General features: G+C 70.9%; 14 protein-coding genes. 10 read left to right on the top strand and 4 right to left on the bottom strand.

Annotated features, from left to right (window positions below; genetic code table 11):
• Nucleotides 1-233 precede the first annotated feature (233 nt).
• Together ACZ51D_RS15980 and ACZ51D_RS15975 are read right to left on the bottom strand one after the other, a co-directional pair.
• Entirely contained in the window at nt 234-431 is a 198-nt protein-coding gene (locus tag ACZ51D_RS15980; RefSeq protein WP_465623082.1) for a DUF397 domain-containing protein, read from the bottom strand.
• A 13-nt stretch (nt 432-444) separates the two neighbouring features.
• Nucleotides 445-1,296, bottom strand: a complete 852-nt coding sequence (locus ACZ51D_RS15975; protein WP_465623080.1) for a helix-turn-helix domain-containing protein — start codon at nt 1,294-1,296, stop codon at nt 445-447.
• Between the two features lie 188 nt (nt 1,297-1,484).
• Between ACZ51D_RS15975 and ACZ51D_RS15970 the strand changes: the two genes are divergently transcribed.
• From ACZ51D_RS15970 to ACZ51D_RS15935, 8 genes are all read left to right on the top strand, one after another.
• The gene (locus ACZ51D_RS15970) at nt 1,485-1,838 is read left to right on the top strand and encodes a hypothetical protein (RefSeq protein ID WP_465623078.1); all 354 of its coding nucleotides are present in this window, start codon (nt 1,485-1,487) and stop codon (nt 1,836-1,838) included.
• An 869-nt stretch (nt 1,839-2,707) separates the two neighbouring features.
• Nucleotides 2,708-3,898 carry an ROK family transcriptional regulator gene (locus tag ACZ51D_RS15965; RefSeq protein WP_360503355.1) on the top strand — a complete coding sequence of 397 codons (1,191 nt, stop codon included), beginning with the start codon at nt 2,708-2,710 and terminating at the stop codon, nt 3,896-3,898.
• A 135-nt stretch (nt 3,899-4,033) separates the two neighbouring features.
• Nucleotides 4,034-5,389, top strand: coding sequence for an ABC transporter substrate-binding protein (locus ACZ51D_RS15960; protein WP_465662591.1), 1,356 nt, complete (start codon nt 4,034-4,036; stop codon nt 5,387-5,389).
• Nucleotides 5,390-5,416: 27 nt separating this feature from the next.
• A complete protein-coding gene (locus ACZ51D_RS15955; RefSeq protein ID WP_465662589.1) occupies nt 5,417-6,433 on the top strand; it encodes a carbohydrate ABC transporter permease in 1,017 nt (338 codons plus the stop codon).
• 21 nt (nt 6,434-6,454) lie between these two features.
• Nucleotides 6,455-7,372 carry a carbohydrate ABC transporter permease gene (locus tag ACZ51D_RS15950; RefSeq protein ID WP_465623071.1) on the top strand — a complete coding sequence of 306 codons (918 nt, stop codon included), beginning with the start codon at nt 6,455-6,457 and terminating at the stop codon, nt 7,370-7,372.
• Complete coding sequence (locus ACZ51D_RS15945) at nt 7,372-8,685, top strand: 6-phospho-beta-glucosidase (RefSeq protein ID WP_465623069.1); 1,314 nt, start codon at nt 7,372-7,374, stop codon at nt 8,683-8,685. The genes ACZ51D_RS15950 and ACZ51D_RS15945 overlap by 1 nt, the downstream gene beginning before the upstream one ends.
• A 98-nt stretch (nt 8,686-8,783) precedes the next feature.
• A complete protein-coding gene (locus ACZ51D_RS15940; protein WP_465623067.1) occupies nt 8,784-9,803 on the top strand; it encodes an N-acetylglucosamine kinase in 1,020 nt (339 codons plus the stop codon).
• A 409-nt stretch (nt 9,804-10,212) separates the two neighbouring features.
• Nucleotides 10,213-11,322, top strand: coding sequence for a hypothetical protein (locus ACZ51D_RS15935; RefSeq protein WP_360503369.1), 1,110 nt, complete (start codon nt 10,213-10,215; stop codon nt 11,320-11,322).
• 102 nt (nt 11,323-11,424) lie between these two features.
• On the opposite strand, the gene ACZ51D_RS15930 is transcribed toward ACZ51D_RS15935, so the two are convergent.
• Nucleotides 11,425-12,087 carry a response regulator gene (locus ACZ51D_RS15930; protein ID WP_465623064.1) on the bottom strand — a complete coding sequence of 221 codons (663 nt, stop codon included), beginning with the start codon at nt 12,085-12,087 and terminating at the stop codon, nt 11,425-11,427.
• Complete coding sequence (locus ACZ51D_RS15925; protein WP_465662587.1) at nt 12,084-13,262, bottom strand: sensor histidine kinase; 1,179 nt, start codon at nt 13,260-13,262, stop codon at nt 12,084-12,086. The genes ACZ51D_RS15930 and ACZ51D_RS15925 overlap by 4 nt, the downstream gene beginning before the upstream one ends.
• 134 nt (nt 13,263-13,396) lie before the next feature.
• Between ACZ51D_RS15925 and ACZ51D_RS15920 the strand changes: the two genes are divergently transcribed.
• Nucleotides 13,397-14,308 carry an ABC transporter ATP-binding protein gene (locus ACZ51D_RS15920; protein WP_465662585.1) on the top strand — a complete coding sequence of 304 codons (912 nt, stop codon included), beginning with the start codon at nt 13,397-13,399 and terminating at the stop codon, nt 14,306-14,308.
• Nucleotides 14,305-15,150 carry an ABC transporter permease gene (locus ACZ51D_RS15915; RefSeq protein ID WP_465662583.1) on the top strand — a complete coding sequence of 282 codons (846 nt, stop codon included), beginning with the start codon at nt 14,305-14,307 and terminating at the stop codon, nt 15,148-15,150. The genes ACZ51D_RS15920 and ACZ51D_RS15915 overlap by 4 nt, the downstream gene beginning before the upstream one ends.
• Nucleotides 15,151-15,161: the final 11 nt, after the last annotated feature.

Below are 15,161 nucleotides of genomic sequence, written 5' to 3'. Positions count from 1 at the left end.
CTGCCACAGGCGAGTGGACACCAGCAGCTGGTTCTACAACTACGCTCACAGCTTCGAATCCATGGCGGTCTTGCGGTCCAGAGCTCCTTCGAGGGGCCCGCACAGCCTGCGACGCCTTGAGTGTGCGCCCAGAGCGGCGGGGCAGCGGCCCGGCATGCTCGTTCTCCGCCAGCGCTCTGGCCCGACAGGTCGGCTGGTCGCTTGTACGTCGATGCTTCCCCCGTCGACTCTCCTTACATTGTCAGATGGTCGAACTCTCCCGCCTTGACGCCGCGCAGGAACGCACGGAGTCCGTCAGGCGATGTGGTGATGACGACGTCGGGGTCATCGCTCTCGCGGATTTTGATGCTGCGGTCAGGGGCTGTGGCGAGATAGATGCAGTTGGCGGTGTCGCCGCTGAATGACGACTTCTGCCAGCCCTGAACGGCCATGATTACTCCCCTCTCAAATGCTCTGGGCGATACGGCGGATGAGGTCGCGGGACGTGTCGGGCTTGAGCGCGCTCGCCTCCAGCCGGTCCAACACGGCCCGATACTTGATCAGTTGCGGCTCGGTGTCAATGAAGTCGTACCGGTCCCCATCGACCTGCACGCTGTCCAACCGGGCGACCTCGGCGGCGAAGTACACGATCCCGGCGCCGGAGCTGGGGTAGCTACCGGTGCCGAACGGGATCACCCGCAGGTCGATGTGCGGGTACTCGCTCATGTTCAGCAGGTATTCCAGCTGATCGCGGGCAACTTCTGGACCACCAAAGCCCATACGCAAGGCGGCCTCGTGGACGACGGCCGACAGCGGGGTCTGTTGCTCGCCGTACAGCACCGCCTGTCGCTTGATGCGATGAGAAACAAGGTGTTCCACTTCGGGTGGAGACAAGGGCGGCACCACATCCCGGAAGAGCGCGCGAGCGTGCTCGGGGGTCTGGAGAAGGCCGGGGATATGGATCACCGTGGCGATCCGCATCGATTGCGCATGGTGCTCGATCTCCGCCAGGTCGAGCGCTCCGGCCGGCAGGATCTCGCGGTACTCCTCCCACCAGCCCCGGGTGCGACCACCGGTCATGTGGGTGAGCGCCTCGATCAACGCGTCATCCACGCAGCCGTAGAGGCGGGCCAGGGTCCGTACCCGGTCCGCGCTCACCGGATATCCGCCGGATTCGATGTTGCTGATCCGGGACTGCGGGATGCCATGCAGTTCCCCGGCTCGCGTGACCGACAATCCTGCCTGCTCGCGCAACCGGCGCAACTCCGTGCCGAGCCGCCGCTGCCGGATGGTCGGCGGATTCTTGCTGGGCGGCATCCACTGCCTCCTTACTCTCAACCGCCGTCGTCGATGCCGTCACCCTCCAGGGTGACGGTGATATGAATTTCTCGAAGGCGGTGGACTACATACTACCGAGTGGCTACTTTTGACTCTGCGTCAGGGATTGTCGCTGCCCGTGGTGGTGGCAGCGCGGCGCCCAACTCCCGTTTACGTAGGAGACTTCCATGACCGCTACGCCCTCGCCAAACCCCCACCCAGCCACACCCAGGCTGGCGGCCGAGCCGACCTTCGCCCAGGAGCTGTGCGAACTTGTGCTCGACACCGCACCCCAGCTCTTCGCCGTCGTCCAGGTGTGCGGCGAGGGCCCTGCGGACGCCGACGGATGGGTCGTCGCCTGGGGGCTCGTCGACAATGACGGGCCGACACACGTGATCGACATCAACGGGCGGGCGCGGATGACCCTCGCATCTCCCGAACGGGCCTTGCGCCACTTCGCCGGGCGACCGGGGATCACCTCGCGGCTGGTCTGGCTCGCGCAACCGGGAGCTGCCGGGCTGGACCGACCCGAAGCTGCCTGACCCCCAGCCTGATGACGCGCCTGTCGGCGGAGGAACCGACATGTCGGAATCGCAAGGGATGCGGCGGCTTCGCGTCTTGGGCGCAGGCTCGCCCGGTTTGCGTTGGTCACTCGCTTTCCCCTGGTTTCGGGCGCCCCGGCCGCTTCCGGCCGGGCCGCCGACCGATCACTGTGATTGCAGGTCGAACCAGACGGGAACGCCCTTGGCAGCGGGGCGGGTAGGCGGGGCGCCCATTGTTCTGGGCGGGCCCGCGTCCGAGGACGCGGGCCCGCCTTTCTCATCCGTTCCCTGCTCGCCCGCATTGCGCCCCGTTCCGCCGCGATCACGATCGCGGCGGAACGGGGAAGGAGCTGTGATTGACCACAACTTTCCCGCCCTCTGTGCAGGAAGTCGGTCTGGCCGACTTCCTGCACAGAGGGCCGGGCACTGCCGTCGCCGCTTCGGCCGTGCCGAAGCGTCCTCGGTGTGCCAGGACTTGTGTTGCCTGCCTCGCCACCCGGGCGAGGCAGGCAACACAAGTAGAGCCATATTTCATTCAGTCCGCACTTGAGCGTTTTCTGAGGCGTGGCCCCCTCGGCGCACCGAGGAGGCCACGCCAGAATTCTTACCTGCTTTAATTGTTTCACCCATCGGCACGCCACACACACTCAGGGGGATGGCAGAATTTATTCTTTCTTTATATTTATTTTCTTTTTTGAAGACCGAGAGAGCATTGGCCCCGCCCCCACCACAGCGGAGGTAACGCTTCGGCATCCTCCGGTCACCCGGCCATTGACACCCCGCTGACGCGGCCCTTACGGTCCTACCCAAGCGACTGGAAAGTTTCCTAACAGTTCTCTCGGGCGAGCCGAAGGAGGAGGATTCCGGGCATGACCAGGAGCACCGCCAGAGTCCCCCTCGCCGGCACGCCGAGCCTGCTGCGGGCCATCAACGACCGCGCCGCCCTCGAACTGCTGCTGGAGAACGGCCCGCTCTCCCGCACCCAGATCGGCACGCTGACCGGGCTGTCCAAGCCCACCGCCTCCCAGCTGCTGGCCCGGCTGGAGGCGGCCGGGCTGGTCCTGCCGGTCGGCACCACGGCGGGTGGTCCGGGGCCCAACGCGCAGCTGTACCAGGTGAATCCGGCCGCCGGGTACGTCGCCGGGCTGGACGTCACCAACAGCGGGATCCGGGTCGCGGTCGCCGACATCACCGGCACCACGCTGGCCGAACACACCGTCACCACCAAGGGCGTGCCGGCCGCCGAGACCGTTCCCCGGGTCGCGGCGGCGGTGGCCGAGGCGGTCCGGGCCGCCGGGCTCGCCGAGGGCAGCCTGCGCACCGTGGCGATCGGCGTCGGCGGCGCCCCCGACCCGGTCACCGGCAAGCTGCGCTACGCCTCCCACCTGCCCGGGTGGCACTCGCCGCGACTGGTCGAGGAGTTGTCCGAGGCGATCGGCGCGCCGGTGTCGATCGAGAACGACGTGAACCTGGCCGCCGTCGCCGAGCAGGCCTCCGGCGCGGCGGCGGGCTTCGAGGACTTCGTGCTGCTCTGGGCCGAGGCGGGCGTCGGCGCCGCGATCGTGATCGCCGGTCGGCTGCACCGCGGCTTCACCGGCGGCGCCGGGGAGGTCGGCTACATGCCGGTGCCCGACTCACCCGTCGAGTGGGACTCCCGCCGCCGCAAGTTCGGCGGGTTCCAGGCCCTGGTCGGCGCACCCGCCGTCCGGGCGCTGGCCCGCGAGCACGGGCTCGGCGCGCCCACCGCCGAGGAGTCGATCGCCAAGGCGCTGGCCACCCCGGGCGCCGGCGACGTCTTCCTCGCCGAACTGGCCGGGCGGCTCGCCGTCGGGCTGACCGTGATCGTCGCCGTGGTCGACCCCCAGCTGGTGGTCCTCTCCGGCGCGGTGCCGACCGCGGGCGGCGAACGCCTGCGCGCCCTGGTCGAGGACGAACTGGCCAAGCTCTCCATCGCCCGGCCGGAGGTGCGGAGCAGCGCCCTGCCCGGCTCCCCGGTGCTGCTCGGCGCCCTGCAACGCGCCCTGTCGGACGCCCGCGAGGCGGTCTTCTCCACCCACTGACGCCGCCGCCCACCGACACCGCCACCCACCGAGGCTCCCACCCACCGACGCTCCCCGCACCCACCTCTCCCCACCCCCCGAACGCGGGACCCGAGGCGACGCCGCCTGCCCGCGCACTCCCAGGAGGACCTCGTAGTGCACGCCACCACCTCCCGCCGAGGCCGCCGCACGATCGTCGCCGTCGCCGGCAGCGCCGTCCTGGCCCTGCTCGCCACCGCCTGCACCGGTTCCAGCGACTCGGGCGGCAGCGACGACTCGGCCAGCGGCAAGGACGTCACCATCACCTTCTGGCACGGCTGGAGCCAGGACAACGAGACCAAGGCGATCAACGACAACATCGCCGCCTTCGAGAAGACCCACCCCAACATCCACGTCAAGGCCGTGGGCAACATCCCGGACGACAAGGTCAACCAGGCCCTGCGGGCCGGCGGCGACGACGCGCCCGACGTGGTCTCCTCCTTCACCACCAACAACGTCGGCATGTTCTGCTCGACCAAGGCCTTCATCGACCTCAAGCCGCTGCTCCAGAAGAGCGGCATCGACGCGGCCAAGACCTTCCCGGCCGCGATGCTCAACTACACCCAGTTCCAGGGCGACCAGTGCTCGCTGCCGCTGCTCGGCGACGCGTACGGCCTGTTCTACAACAAGAAGGCCTTCGCCGACGCGGGCATCGCCAACCCGCCGAAGACCTTCAGCGAGTTCGCCGCGGACGCCGCCAGGCTGACCGTCCCCGACGGCGACTCGTACAAGCAGCTCGGCTTCATGCCGCTGTACCACGGCTACGAGTCCACCACCGAGCACTTCCTCGGCCAGTACGGCCCGACCTACTTCGGCGCCGACGGCAAGTCGAACATCGCCACCGACCCGAAGGTCGCCGCGATGCTCAAGTGGCAGAAGGGCCTGGTCGACCAGCTCGGCGGCTACGCCAAACTGGAGAAGTTCCGCTCGACCTTCGGCGAGGAGTTCAGCGCCAAGAACCCCTTCCTCACCGGCCAGGTCGCGATGGCCATGGACGGCGAGTGGCGCACCGCCGCGCTCGCCGACAACAAGCCCGACTTCGAGTGGGGCACCGCCGCTTTCCCCGTCCCGGACGACCAGGCCGACACCTACGGCCGCGGCTACCAGACCGGCACCATCGTCGGCATCGCCGGCACCAGCAAGAAGCAGGCCGCCGCCTGGGAGTTCGTCAAGTACCTGACCACCGACACCGACGCGGTCGTCGGCTTCGCCAACGCGATCCACAACGTGCCCAGCACCTTCGAGGCGCTCGACTCGCCGAAGCTGGTGAGCGACGACAACGTCAGGACCTTCCTGGACATCGCCAAGAACGCGCACTCCGGCACCACCCCGCCGGCCGTCAACGGCAGCGCCTACATCGTGTCCCTGCAGAACCTGGGCTACGACTACGAGTCCGGCAAGCAGACCGACCTCCAGGCCGGCCTGAGCGCCACCGCCAAGCAGATCGACACCGACATCGCCCAGGCCAAGTAAGCGCCGCGAACGGCCCACGGAGCTCCCATGTCACTCGCGTTCGGCACCCGCAAGGGAAGCGGCGGCAAGGCCGGCGCCGGACCGACCGACCCGGCGGCGCCCTCCACGCAGCACCTGCTGCGCCGGAAGCGCCGCCGGGAGGCGGCCCGCACCCTCGCCTTCCTCTCCCCCTGGCTGATCGGGTTCAGCGTCTTCTTCGTCTACCCGCTGGTCTCCACCGCCTACTTCTCCTTCACCCAGTACAACGGCTTCGGCCAGCCGACCTTCAACGGCCTCAAGAACTGGGACTACGTCTTCAACCAGCTGCCGACCTTCTGGCAGGGCCTGCGCAACACCCTGTGGCTGGTCGCCGTCATGGTGAGCCTGCGGGTCGCCTTCGGCCTCGGTGTCGGGATGCTCATCACCAAGGTCAAGACCGGCGCCGGCTTCTTCCGCACCGTCTTCTACCTGCCGTACCTGGCCCCGCCGGTGGCCGCGACCGTCGCCTTCGCCTTCCTGTTCAACCCCGGCACCGGGCCGGTCAACCACCTGCTCGGCGAGCTCGGCCTGCCGCAGCCCGGCTGGTTCGCCGACCCGGACTGGTCCAAGCCCGCGCTCACCCTGCTCGCCATGTGGGGCGTCGGCGACCTGATGGTCATCTTCATGGCCTCACTGCTGGACGTCCCCAAGGAGCAGTACGAGGCGGCCGCGCTGGACGGCGCCGGACCGTTCCAGCGGTTCCGGTACGTCACCCTGCCGAACATCTCGCCGATCATCATGTTCGCAGTGGTCACCGGGGTGATCCAGACCATGCAGTACTACACCCAGGCGATCGTCGCCGGGAAGGTCGCCAGCGGCATCGCGGGCAACTCCGGCCAGCAGTTCGAGCCCGGCTACCCGGGCGGCTCCACCTGGACCCTGCCGCAGATGGTCTACAACCTCGGCTTCCAGCACTTCAACTACGGCGCGGCCTGCGTCGTCGCCCTGGTGCTGTTCGCCATCTCGATGGCCGTCACCTCGATCCTGCTCCGCCGCAAGTCCGGCTTCATGGCGAGCGACGACTAGCGGGCCAGTGAGGACCTGATCATGACTCTTGGCAACACACTCACCGAGGCGCCGGCCACGGCCGGCTCCACCCGTCCCCGCGGCCCCGGCAGTCCCGCCGCCCGGGCCGCCCGGCGCCGCGCGCTGCTCAACTGGGTGGCCGTCCACTCGTTGGCCATCGCCGCCGCGCTGTTCTTCCTGCTGCCCTTCGTCTTCGTCTTCCTCACCTCGGTGATGGACGACCGGCAGGCACTCACCACCGACTACTGGCCCACCCACTGGGAGTGGGGCAACTACAGCAAGGTGTGGGACACCCCCGGCTTCCTCACCTGGTGGCGCAACACCCTGCTGTACGCCGGCGCGGGCACGCTGCTGACCATCGTCTCCAGCCTGCCGGTCGCCTACGCGCTCGCCAAGTTCCGCTTCCGCGGCCGCAACCTGGCGCTGATGGCGGTCATCGCGATGATGATGCTGCCGCCGCAGGTCACGGTCATCCCGATGTACCTGTTCTGGGCCAAGCAGATGGGCCTGAGCGGCTCGCTCTGGCCGCTGATCATCCCGATGGCCTTCGGCGACGCGTTCTCCATCTTCCTGCTGCGCCAGTTCCTGATGACCATCCCCAACGAGTACATCGAGGCGGCCCGGATCGACGGCTGCGGCGACCTGCGCACCCTGCTGCGGGTGGTCCTGCCGATGGCCAGGCCCGCCATCGCGGCGGTCGCGCTGTTCCAGTTCTTCTACTGCTGGAACGACTACTTCGGCCCGCAGATCTACGCCAGCAACGAGCGCGAGGCCTGGACCCTCAGTTACGGACTGGAGTCCTTCAAGGCCGCCCACCACACCAACTGGAACCTCACCATGGCCGCCACGCTGCTGGTGATGGCGCCGGTGATCATCCTCTTCTTCTTCGCTCAGAAGGCCTTCATCGAAGGCGTGACACTGACAGGGGTCAAGGGCTGATGTCCGCACCGAAGACGTCCGGAGCTTCCTCGCTCAAGCTGGCCATCGTCGGCGGTGGTTCCACGTACACCCCGGAACTGATCGACGGCTTCGCCCGGCTGCGCGACACCCTGCCGGTCGGCGAGCTGGTGCTGATCGACCCGGCCGCCGAGCGGCTGGAGCTGATCGGCGGGCTCGCCCGGCGGATCTTCGCCAAGCAGGGGCACGCCGCGGTCGTCACGGTGACCACGGACCTGGCGGCGGGCGTCGCGGACGCCGACGCCGTCCTACTGCAGCTGCGCGTCGGCGGGCAGGCGGCGCGCAACCAGGACGAGACCTGGCCGCTGGAGTGCGGCTGCGTCGGGCAGGAGACCACCGGCGCCGGCGGGCTCGCCAAGGCGCTGCGCACCGTCCCGGTGGTGCTGGACATCGCCGAGCAGGTGCGCCGGACCAACCCGGACGCCTGGATCGTCGACTTCACCAACCCGGTCGGCATCGTCACCCGGGCGCTGCAGACCGCCGGTCACAAGGCCGTCGGGCTGTGCAACGTCGCCATCGGCTTCCAGCGCAAGTTCGCCGGGCACCTCGGGGTGGACCCGGGGCTGATCCGGCTCGACCACGTCGGGCTCAACCACCTCACCTGGGAGCGCGGGGTGACCCTGCTGGACGCGCCGGGCGCCTCCGGCGGGCGGGAGGTGCTGCCCACGCTGCTCGGCGACTTCGGCAAGGAGATCGCCGAGGACCTGCACCTGCCGCAGGCCGTCATCGCGCGGCTCGGCGTCGTACCGTCCTACTACCTGCGGTACTTCTACCAGCACGACGCGGTGGTCGCCGAGCTGAAGGAACAGGGCTCGCGGGCCGCGCAGGTCGCCGAGATCGAGCGGCAGCTGCTGGAAATGTACGCCGACCCCACCCTGGACACCAAGCCCGAACTGCTCGGCAAGCGCGGCGGCGCCTTCTACTCGGAGGCCGCCGTCCAGCTGATCGCCGCGCTGCTCGGCACCGGCGGCGGGACCTCCGTCCAGGTGGTCAACACCCGCAACGACGGCGTCCTGCCCTTCCTGCCGGACGACGCCGTCATCGAGGTGCCGGCCGAGGTCGACGCGGCGGGCGTGCGCCCGCTGCCGCAGCGCCCGCTGGAGCCGCTGTACGCCGGCCTCGTCGCCGCCGTCACCGCGTACGAGCACCTCGCCCTCGACGCCGCCCTGCGCGGCGGGCGCGACCGGGTCTTCGACGCGCTGCTCGCCCACCCGCTGGTCGGCCAGATCGAACAGGCCGACCGGCTCACGGACCGGCTGCTCGCCCACAACCGCGAGCACCTCGCCTGGGCCTGACCCGGCGAAACCGTCCACCCCCGGCCGACGACACCCCCGGCCGGGCACCCCCGGCCGACGACTTCCCGGCCGGGCCACGTACGAGCCGCGGGGACTTGATGACCCACCAGCCCGAACCACTCCTGCCCGGCGTCCTCGCCATCGACGCGGGGAACTCCAAGACCGACGTCGCCCTGATCGGCGCCGACGGCAGCATCCTCGGCACCGCCCGCGGCGGCGGCTTCGAACCCCAGAAGATCGGCGGCGCCGCAGCCGTCGCCGGCCTCACCCCGCTCGTCGAACAGGCCGCGGCCCAGGCCGGCCACCCGGGCTGGCGCGGCGTGCTCACCAGCCACGTCAGTGCCTGCCTCGCCAACGCCGACCTGCCGGTCGAGGAGCAGGGCCTGCGCGACGCCCTCGAATCCCACCCGTGGGGCGTCAGCAACACCGTCGTCAACGACACCTTCGGCCTGCTCCGGGCCGGCACCGACGGCCCGCGTGGCGTCGCCGTCGTCTGCGGTGCCGGGATCAACTGCGTCGGCCTGCTGCCGGACGGCCGCACCGCCCGCTTCCCCGCCCTCGGCGAACTCACCGGCGACTGGGGCGGCGGCTCCGGCCTCGCCATCACCAGCATGTGGCACGCCGTACGGTCCGAGGACGGCCGCGGCGGGCCCACCGCGCTCGCCCGCGCCATCGCCGAGCACTTCGGCCTGCCCAGCGCCGGCGCCGTCGCCGAGGCCGTCCACCTCGGGCACCTGCCGAGCGCGCGGCTGCACGAGATCGCGCGGGTGCTGTTCGCGGTCGCGGGCGACGGGGACGCCATCGCCCTGGAGCTGATCGACCGCCAGGCCGACGAGATCGTCCGGCTCGCGGTGGTCGCGCTCGGACGCCTCGAACTGCTGGACACCCCCACGCCGGTCGTGCTGGGCGGTGGCGTGCTCGCCTCCGAACACCCGCTGCTGCTCGACAACCTGAAGGCGCGCCTCGCGCAGGCCGCGCCGCTGGCCGAGCCCCGGGTGGTCGTCGCGCCGCCGGTGCTGGGCGCGGCACTGCTCGGGCTCGACCACCTGGAGGCCGGCGCGCAGGCGCAGACCCGGCTGCGCGAGGCCTACGAGGGGCCGCGGCGGGCCGCGGCCTGACGCCCGCTCGACGACTTCCCTCCCCCGCCGGATCCGCACGTCCGGCGGGGGAGGGAACCGCGCTCCCGGACGGGGGTGAGCTGCCCGGCCCATACGGTGTAGAGGCTCCCCTCAACTGTTGATAGTCCGCTGCGCTACGCGCATCAACGCCCTGCCACCTGCGGGCTTTTGATGTTCGAGGCGGTACGTGTGGGTTTTCTTTGCGCTCGCCGTCGTTGACCCGGTTTCAGCGGCTCTGCTTTGCTTCGGGCCGTCGACGGCGGAACGGTCCCCCATCCCCACTTCGCCGACTGCTCGTGACGAGCGGTCCGCCGTTCCGTGCTGCCGTCGTCGTACTCCCCTTCGTCCCCCCACGGTGCCGCCGCGCCCTACCGGCGTGCGGTCGGCACATGAGAGAGGAACCCTCACGATGGGCATGTCCCCCACCTCCCGCCGGACGCGGACCCGGGCCCTGACCGGGCTCAGCGCGCTGGCGCTCGCCGCCGCCGGCTTCGCCGCCGCCCCGGCCGCCCAGGCCGACCAGCCGACCAGTGAGTTCGCCGGGAACAGCCACCCGTACCGGCACGGCGCCGTCCCCACCAAGGAGGGTGCCGAGCACGCCAACGCCTCCTCCGCGGCCGCGGCCCGCACCTCCAACCTGAAGTTCGGCGGCAGTGTCAGCGGCGTCGGTGTCACCACCGGCGCGCCGCAGGTGTACCTGATCTTCTGGGGCTCCCAGTGGGGCACCCAGGGCACCGACTCCAACGGGTACACCACCCTCTCCGGTGACCCGTCGGGCGAGGCCGTCCGCGCGCAGCAGCTGTTCAAGGGTCTGGGCACCAACAACGAGACCTGGTCCGGCGTCATGACCCAGTACTGCGAGGGCGTCGCCAAGGGCGCCACCAGCTGCCCGTCGACCGCCGCGCACGTCGGCTACCCGACCGGCGGCGCGCTGGCCGGCGTCTGGGTGGACTCGTCGGCCGCCGCCCCAGGCCAGGCCACCGGCAACCAGATCGCCAAGGAGGCCATCGCGGGCGCCGCGCACTTCGGCAACACCACGGCGGCCTCCAACCGCAACGTGCAGTACGTGGTGCTCTCCCCCACCGGCACCCACCCGGACGGCTTCAACACCTCCACGGGCCAGTTCTGCGCCTGGCACGACTGGAACGGCGACACCACGCTTAGCGGCGGCGCCGCCTCCTCCCCGTACGGCAACCTGGCGTTCACCAACGACCCGTACGTGACCGACATGGGCAGCTCCTGCGGCCAGAACTACGTCAACAGCGGCAGCGCGGGCCTGCTGGACGGCGTGACCATGGTGTACGGCCACGAGTACTCGGAGACCGTCACCGACCAGTTCCCGGCCGGCGGCTGGACGGACTCGTCCGGCGCCGAGAACGCCGACAAGTGCGCCTGGAAGGGCGTCGGCGGCACCGGCGGCTCGCAGAACGTGAACTTCGCGACGGGCTCGTTCGCCATGCAGGGCACCTGGTCGAACGCGGTCAGCGGCTGCCAGATCTCGCACGCGATCGTCCCGTGACGATCGGACGCCCCGTGACGGTCTGACGCGGGGAACGGCGCCGGGGTGGGCTGTGCGGGCCCACCCCGGCGCTCTCGCGTTCCCGGGCCGGCTCGGCGCTCCCTACGGGCTGACCAGTCCGAACTCGTAGGCCTGGATGACCAGGTGGACCCGGTCGCGGGCGTCGAGCTTGGTGAAGAGCCGGGCGACGTGGGCCTTGGCGGTGGCCACGCTGATGGTGAGCTCCTGCGCTATCTCGGTGTTGGACAGACCGCGCCCGACCAGGGTGAGCACCTCGCGTTCGCGCTCGGTGACGCCCCCGGTGACGGCCCGCCTGGGCTGCCGTCCGGCGGCGGCGTCCGGGCGGGCGGCGAACTCGCCGATCAGCCGGCGGGTGATGCCGGGGGCGATCAGCGCGTCCCCGGCGGCGACGACCCGGACGCCGTCCAGGATGGTCTCCAGGGCGAGGTCCTTGACCAGGAAGCCGCTCGCGCCGGCCCGCAGCGCGCCGTACACGTAGTCGTCGTCGTCGAAGGTGGTGAGGACGAGGACGTGGGTGGGCAGGTCCGGGTCGGCGGTGATCCGGCGGGTGGCCTCGATGCCGTCCGTGCCGGGCATCCGGATGTCCATCACCGCGACGTCGGGGCGCAGCCGGGCCACCAGGTCGACGGCCTCGGCGCCGTCACCGGCCTCGCCGACCACCTCCAGGTCCGGGGCGTCGGCGATGAGCACGCGCAGGCCGGTGCGGATGAGCGGCTGGTCGTCCACCAGAACGACACGGATCACGGTCCCACCTCCAGGGGGATCGGCAGTCGGGCGGCGACCCGGAAGCCGCCTTCGGGGCGCGGGCCGGCACTGAACTCGCCGTGCAGCAGGGCGACCCGCTCGCGCATGCCGGCGATGCCGTAGCCGGCGCCGGGGGTGGCCGTCGCCGCTCCGGCACCCAGGTCGACGACGGCGACGGTCAGTTCGTCCGGCCGGTAGTCGACGGTGACGTGGCAGTCGCGGGTGCCGGAGTGCTTGACCACGTTGGTCACCGCTTCCTGGACGATCCGGAACGCGGCGAGGTCGACGTCGGCGGGCAGTGCGCGCGGCTCGCCGCCGCGGGTCACCGCGACCCGGACGCCGGCGCCCGCGCCCTTCTCCACCAGCCGGTCCAACTCGGCCAGCCCCGGGGCGACTTCGAGCGGCGCGGACTCGTTCTCGCCGGCCCGGAGCGCGCCGAGCATCCGGCGCAGCCCGGCCAGGGTCTCCCGACTGGTGACCTCGATCGCATTCAGCGCGTTGCGGGTCTCGGCGGGCTGGGTGTCCATGACCCGGCTGCCCATGCCGGCCTGGATCGCGATGATGCCGATGTTGTGCGCGACCATGTCGTGCAACTCGCGGGCGATCCGCAGCCGTTCGGCGGTGACGGCCTGCTCGGTGGCGCGGCCGCGCAGGGCCTCGGTGTGGGTACGGCCCTGGTGGACGGTGTTCCCGACCAGCCAGGCGATCAGCGCGGTCGCGGCGAGGCCGCCGAAGGCGAACGGGTTGACGGGGAAGCCGGCGGCCAGACCCCGGACGAACAACCCGGCGAGCGTGGCGAGCGGCAGTCCCAGGGAGCTCAGCGAGACGCGGCGGGAGCGGGTGGCCGCGCAGTAGCCGACCACCGCGTCGGCGATCAGGAACTGGAGCACGGGGGTCTCCGGGACCTTCCACATCCCGAGCGAGTAGACGCTGCCCGCCAGTGCCCCCGCGACGGCGGCCAACGGCATCCTGACGAGCAGCGTCGCGACCAGGGTGGTGACGACCGCGGTGACCACCAGCGGCATGTCCTCCGGGTTGCCCTGATAGTCGAAGAGGTGGTGCAGCTCGCCCTCGCGGGTGAAGAAGCGGAACACGACCAGGGCAGCCCAGAACGCCCCCACCCACACCCCGGCGGGCAGGCGCCTGAGCAGCGGCGGACGGGCTTCGATGATCATGACGCGATGGTAGCCGCGGCCCGTCCGGCGGCACATCGGCCCGGGGGCGTAATCCCCGGGGCCAGTGCGGCGGCGGCCGGTTGTGGCCCGCCGCCCGATGCCGCACCCGGGCGCCGACCGGCAGCGTTGTCCCCGTGATCGAGATCGAGCGACTGACCAAGCGGTACGGCGCCACCACGGCCGTCGACCAGTTGACCTTCACCGTCCGGCCGGGCACCGTCACCGGCTTCCTCGGCCCCAACGGCGCCGGCAAGTCCACCACGCTGCGGATGATCCTGGGCCTCAACACCCCCACCGAGGGCACCGTCACCGTGGCGGGCGTGCCCTTCGCGAGCCGGCCGCGCGGGCTGCGGCACATCGGCGCGCTGCTGGACGCGGGCGACGTGCACGGCGGGCGCACCGCCCGGGCGCACCTGTCGGCCCTGGCCCGCAGCAACCGCGTCCCGCTCGGGCGGGTGGACGAGGTGCTGGCGGAGGTCGGGCTCGGCAAGGCCGCCGGGCGGCGGATCGGCGGCTACTCGCTGGGCATGAAGCAGCGGCTCGGCATCGCGGGCGCGCTGCTCGGCGACCCGCCGGTGCTGCTCTTCGACGAGCCGCTGAACGGGCTGGACCCGGAGGGCGTGCTGTGGGTGCGCGGGCTGTTCCGGCGGCTCGCGGACGAGGGGCGGACGGTGTTCGTCTCCAGCCACATGATGGCGGAGATGGAGCACACCGCCGACCGCCTGGTGGTGATCGGACGCGGACGGCTGATCGCCGACGAGAGCCTGGCGGAGTTCTCGGCCCGCAACGCGGCGACCTCGGTGGCCGTGCGCACGCCCGAACTCTCGCTGCTGGCGCCGTCCTTGCGCGCGGAGGGGGCCGAAGTACGGGAGATCGAGCCGCAGTTCGGAATCGTCACCGGCATGCCCGCCGAGCGGATCGGCGAACTCGCCCTGCGGGACGGCGTGGTGCTGGCCGAGCTCGCCACCCGCACGTCCTCCCTGGAATCCGCGTTCATGTCCCTGACCGCCGACAGCGTCGAATACCTGGCTGGAGAGGCCCGATGAGTACCGTCCTTGCCCTGGGCCTCGCCGAACCGGCACCCCGGTTCACCGACCTGCTCGCCGCCGAGTGGATCAAACTGCGCTCGCTGCGGTCGACGTACTGGGTGCTGGCGCTCGCCTCGCTGGTGGCGATCGTGATCAACATCAACGCCGTGCACAGCGACCTGACGTACATCGACCACCCGCCGGCGCCGATACCCGGCCTGCCACCGTACAAGTACGACCCGCTGTACCACGGCCTGAGCAACATCGCCGGCTACGTGATGGCGATCGCCGCCGGCAGCCTCGGGGCGATCACCGTGTTCGGCGAGTACACCACCGGCATGATCCGCACCACCTTCGCCGCCGTGCCCGAGCGGCGTGGGGTGATCGCCGCCAAGGTGCTGCTGATCGGCGGGATCACCGCGCTGGCGGGAGCCGTGGTGTCGACGGTGTCCTTCTTCACCACCAACGCCATGCTGGCCTCCCGGCACGTCGGGCTCTCCATCACCGAAGGCGTCAGCCTGCAGGCCGTCCTCGCCTACGCGGCGATCGTGCCGGTCTGCGCGCTGATCGGGATGGCGCTGGGCGCGGTGCTGCGGCACGCCACCGCCTCGATCGTGTCGCTGGTGCTGCTGATGTTCATCCTGCCGCTGATGTTCGCCGGGGACCGCTACCGGTGGTTGCACGAGATCGGCAGCCACCTGCCGCTATCCACCGTCAACCGGCTCACCTACAACCCCGACTCCTTGACCACGATCAGCAAGTGGGCGCCGAGCGTGCTGGACTCCTGGACCACCATGGGCGTGTGGGCCGCCGTCGCGGTGGCGGTGACGATGGTCGTGGTGCGGCGGCGGGACGTGTGAAGTCCCGCACG

It is taken from the genome of Kitasatospora sp. NPDC033851 (assembly GCF_055576085.1).
Note: the sequence above shows the minus strand (reverse complement) of the source record. Positions and strands in the feature narration are given on the sequence as shown.

Coding starts and splice junctions, on each gene's coding strand:
- ACZ51D_RS15980 (WP_465623082.1), bottom strand. CDS start 431: ATGGCCGTTCAGGGCTGGCAGAAGTCGTCATTCAGCGGCGACACCGCC.
- ACZ51D_RS15975 (WP_465623080.1), bottom strand. CDS start 1,296: ATGCCGCCCAGCAAGAATCCGCCGACCATCCGGCAGCGGCGGCTCGGC.
- ACZ51D_RS15970 (WP_465623078.1), top strand. CDS start 1,485: ATGACCGCTACGCCCTCGCCAAACCCCCACCCAGCCACACCCAGGCTG.
- ACZ51D_RS15965 (WP_360503355.1), top strand. CDS start 2,708: ATGACCAGGAGCACCGCCAGAGTCCCCCTCGCCGGCACGCCGAGCCTG.
- ACZ51D_RS15955 (WP_465662589.1), top strand. CDS start 5,417: ATGTCACTCGCGTTCGGCACCCGCAAGGGAAGCGGCGGCAAGGCCGGC.
- ACZ51D_RS15950 (WP_465623071.1), top strand. CDS start 6,455: ATGACTCTTGGCAACACACTCACCGAGGCGCCGGCCACGGCCGGCTCC.
- ACZ51D_RS15945 (WP_465623069.1), top strand. CDS start 7,372: ATGTCCGCACCGAAGACGTCCGGAGCTTCCTCGCTCAAGCTGGCCATC.
- ACZ51D_RS15940 (WP_465623067.1), top strand. CDS start 8,784: ATGACCCACCAGCCCGAACCACTCCTGCCCGGCGTCCTCGCCATCGAC.
- ACZ51D_RS15935 (WP_360503369.1), top strand. CDS start 10,213: ATGGGCATGTCCCCCACCTCCCGCCGGACGCGGACCCGGGCCCTGACC.
- ACZ51D_RS15925 (WP_465662587.1), bottom strand. CDS start 13,262: ATGATCATCGAAGCCCGTCCGCCGCTGCTCAGGCGCCTGCCCGCCGGG.
- ACZ51D_RS15915 (WP_465662583.1), top strand. CDS start 14,305: ATGAGTACCGTCCTTGCCCTGGGCCTCGCCGAACCGGCACCCCGGTTC.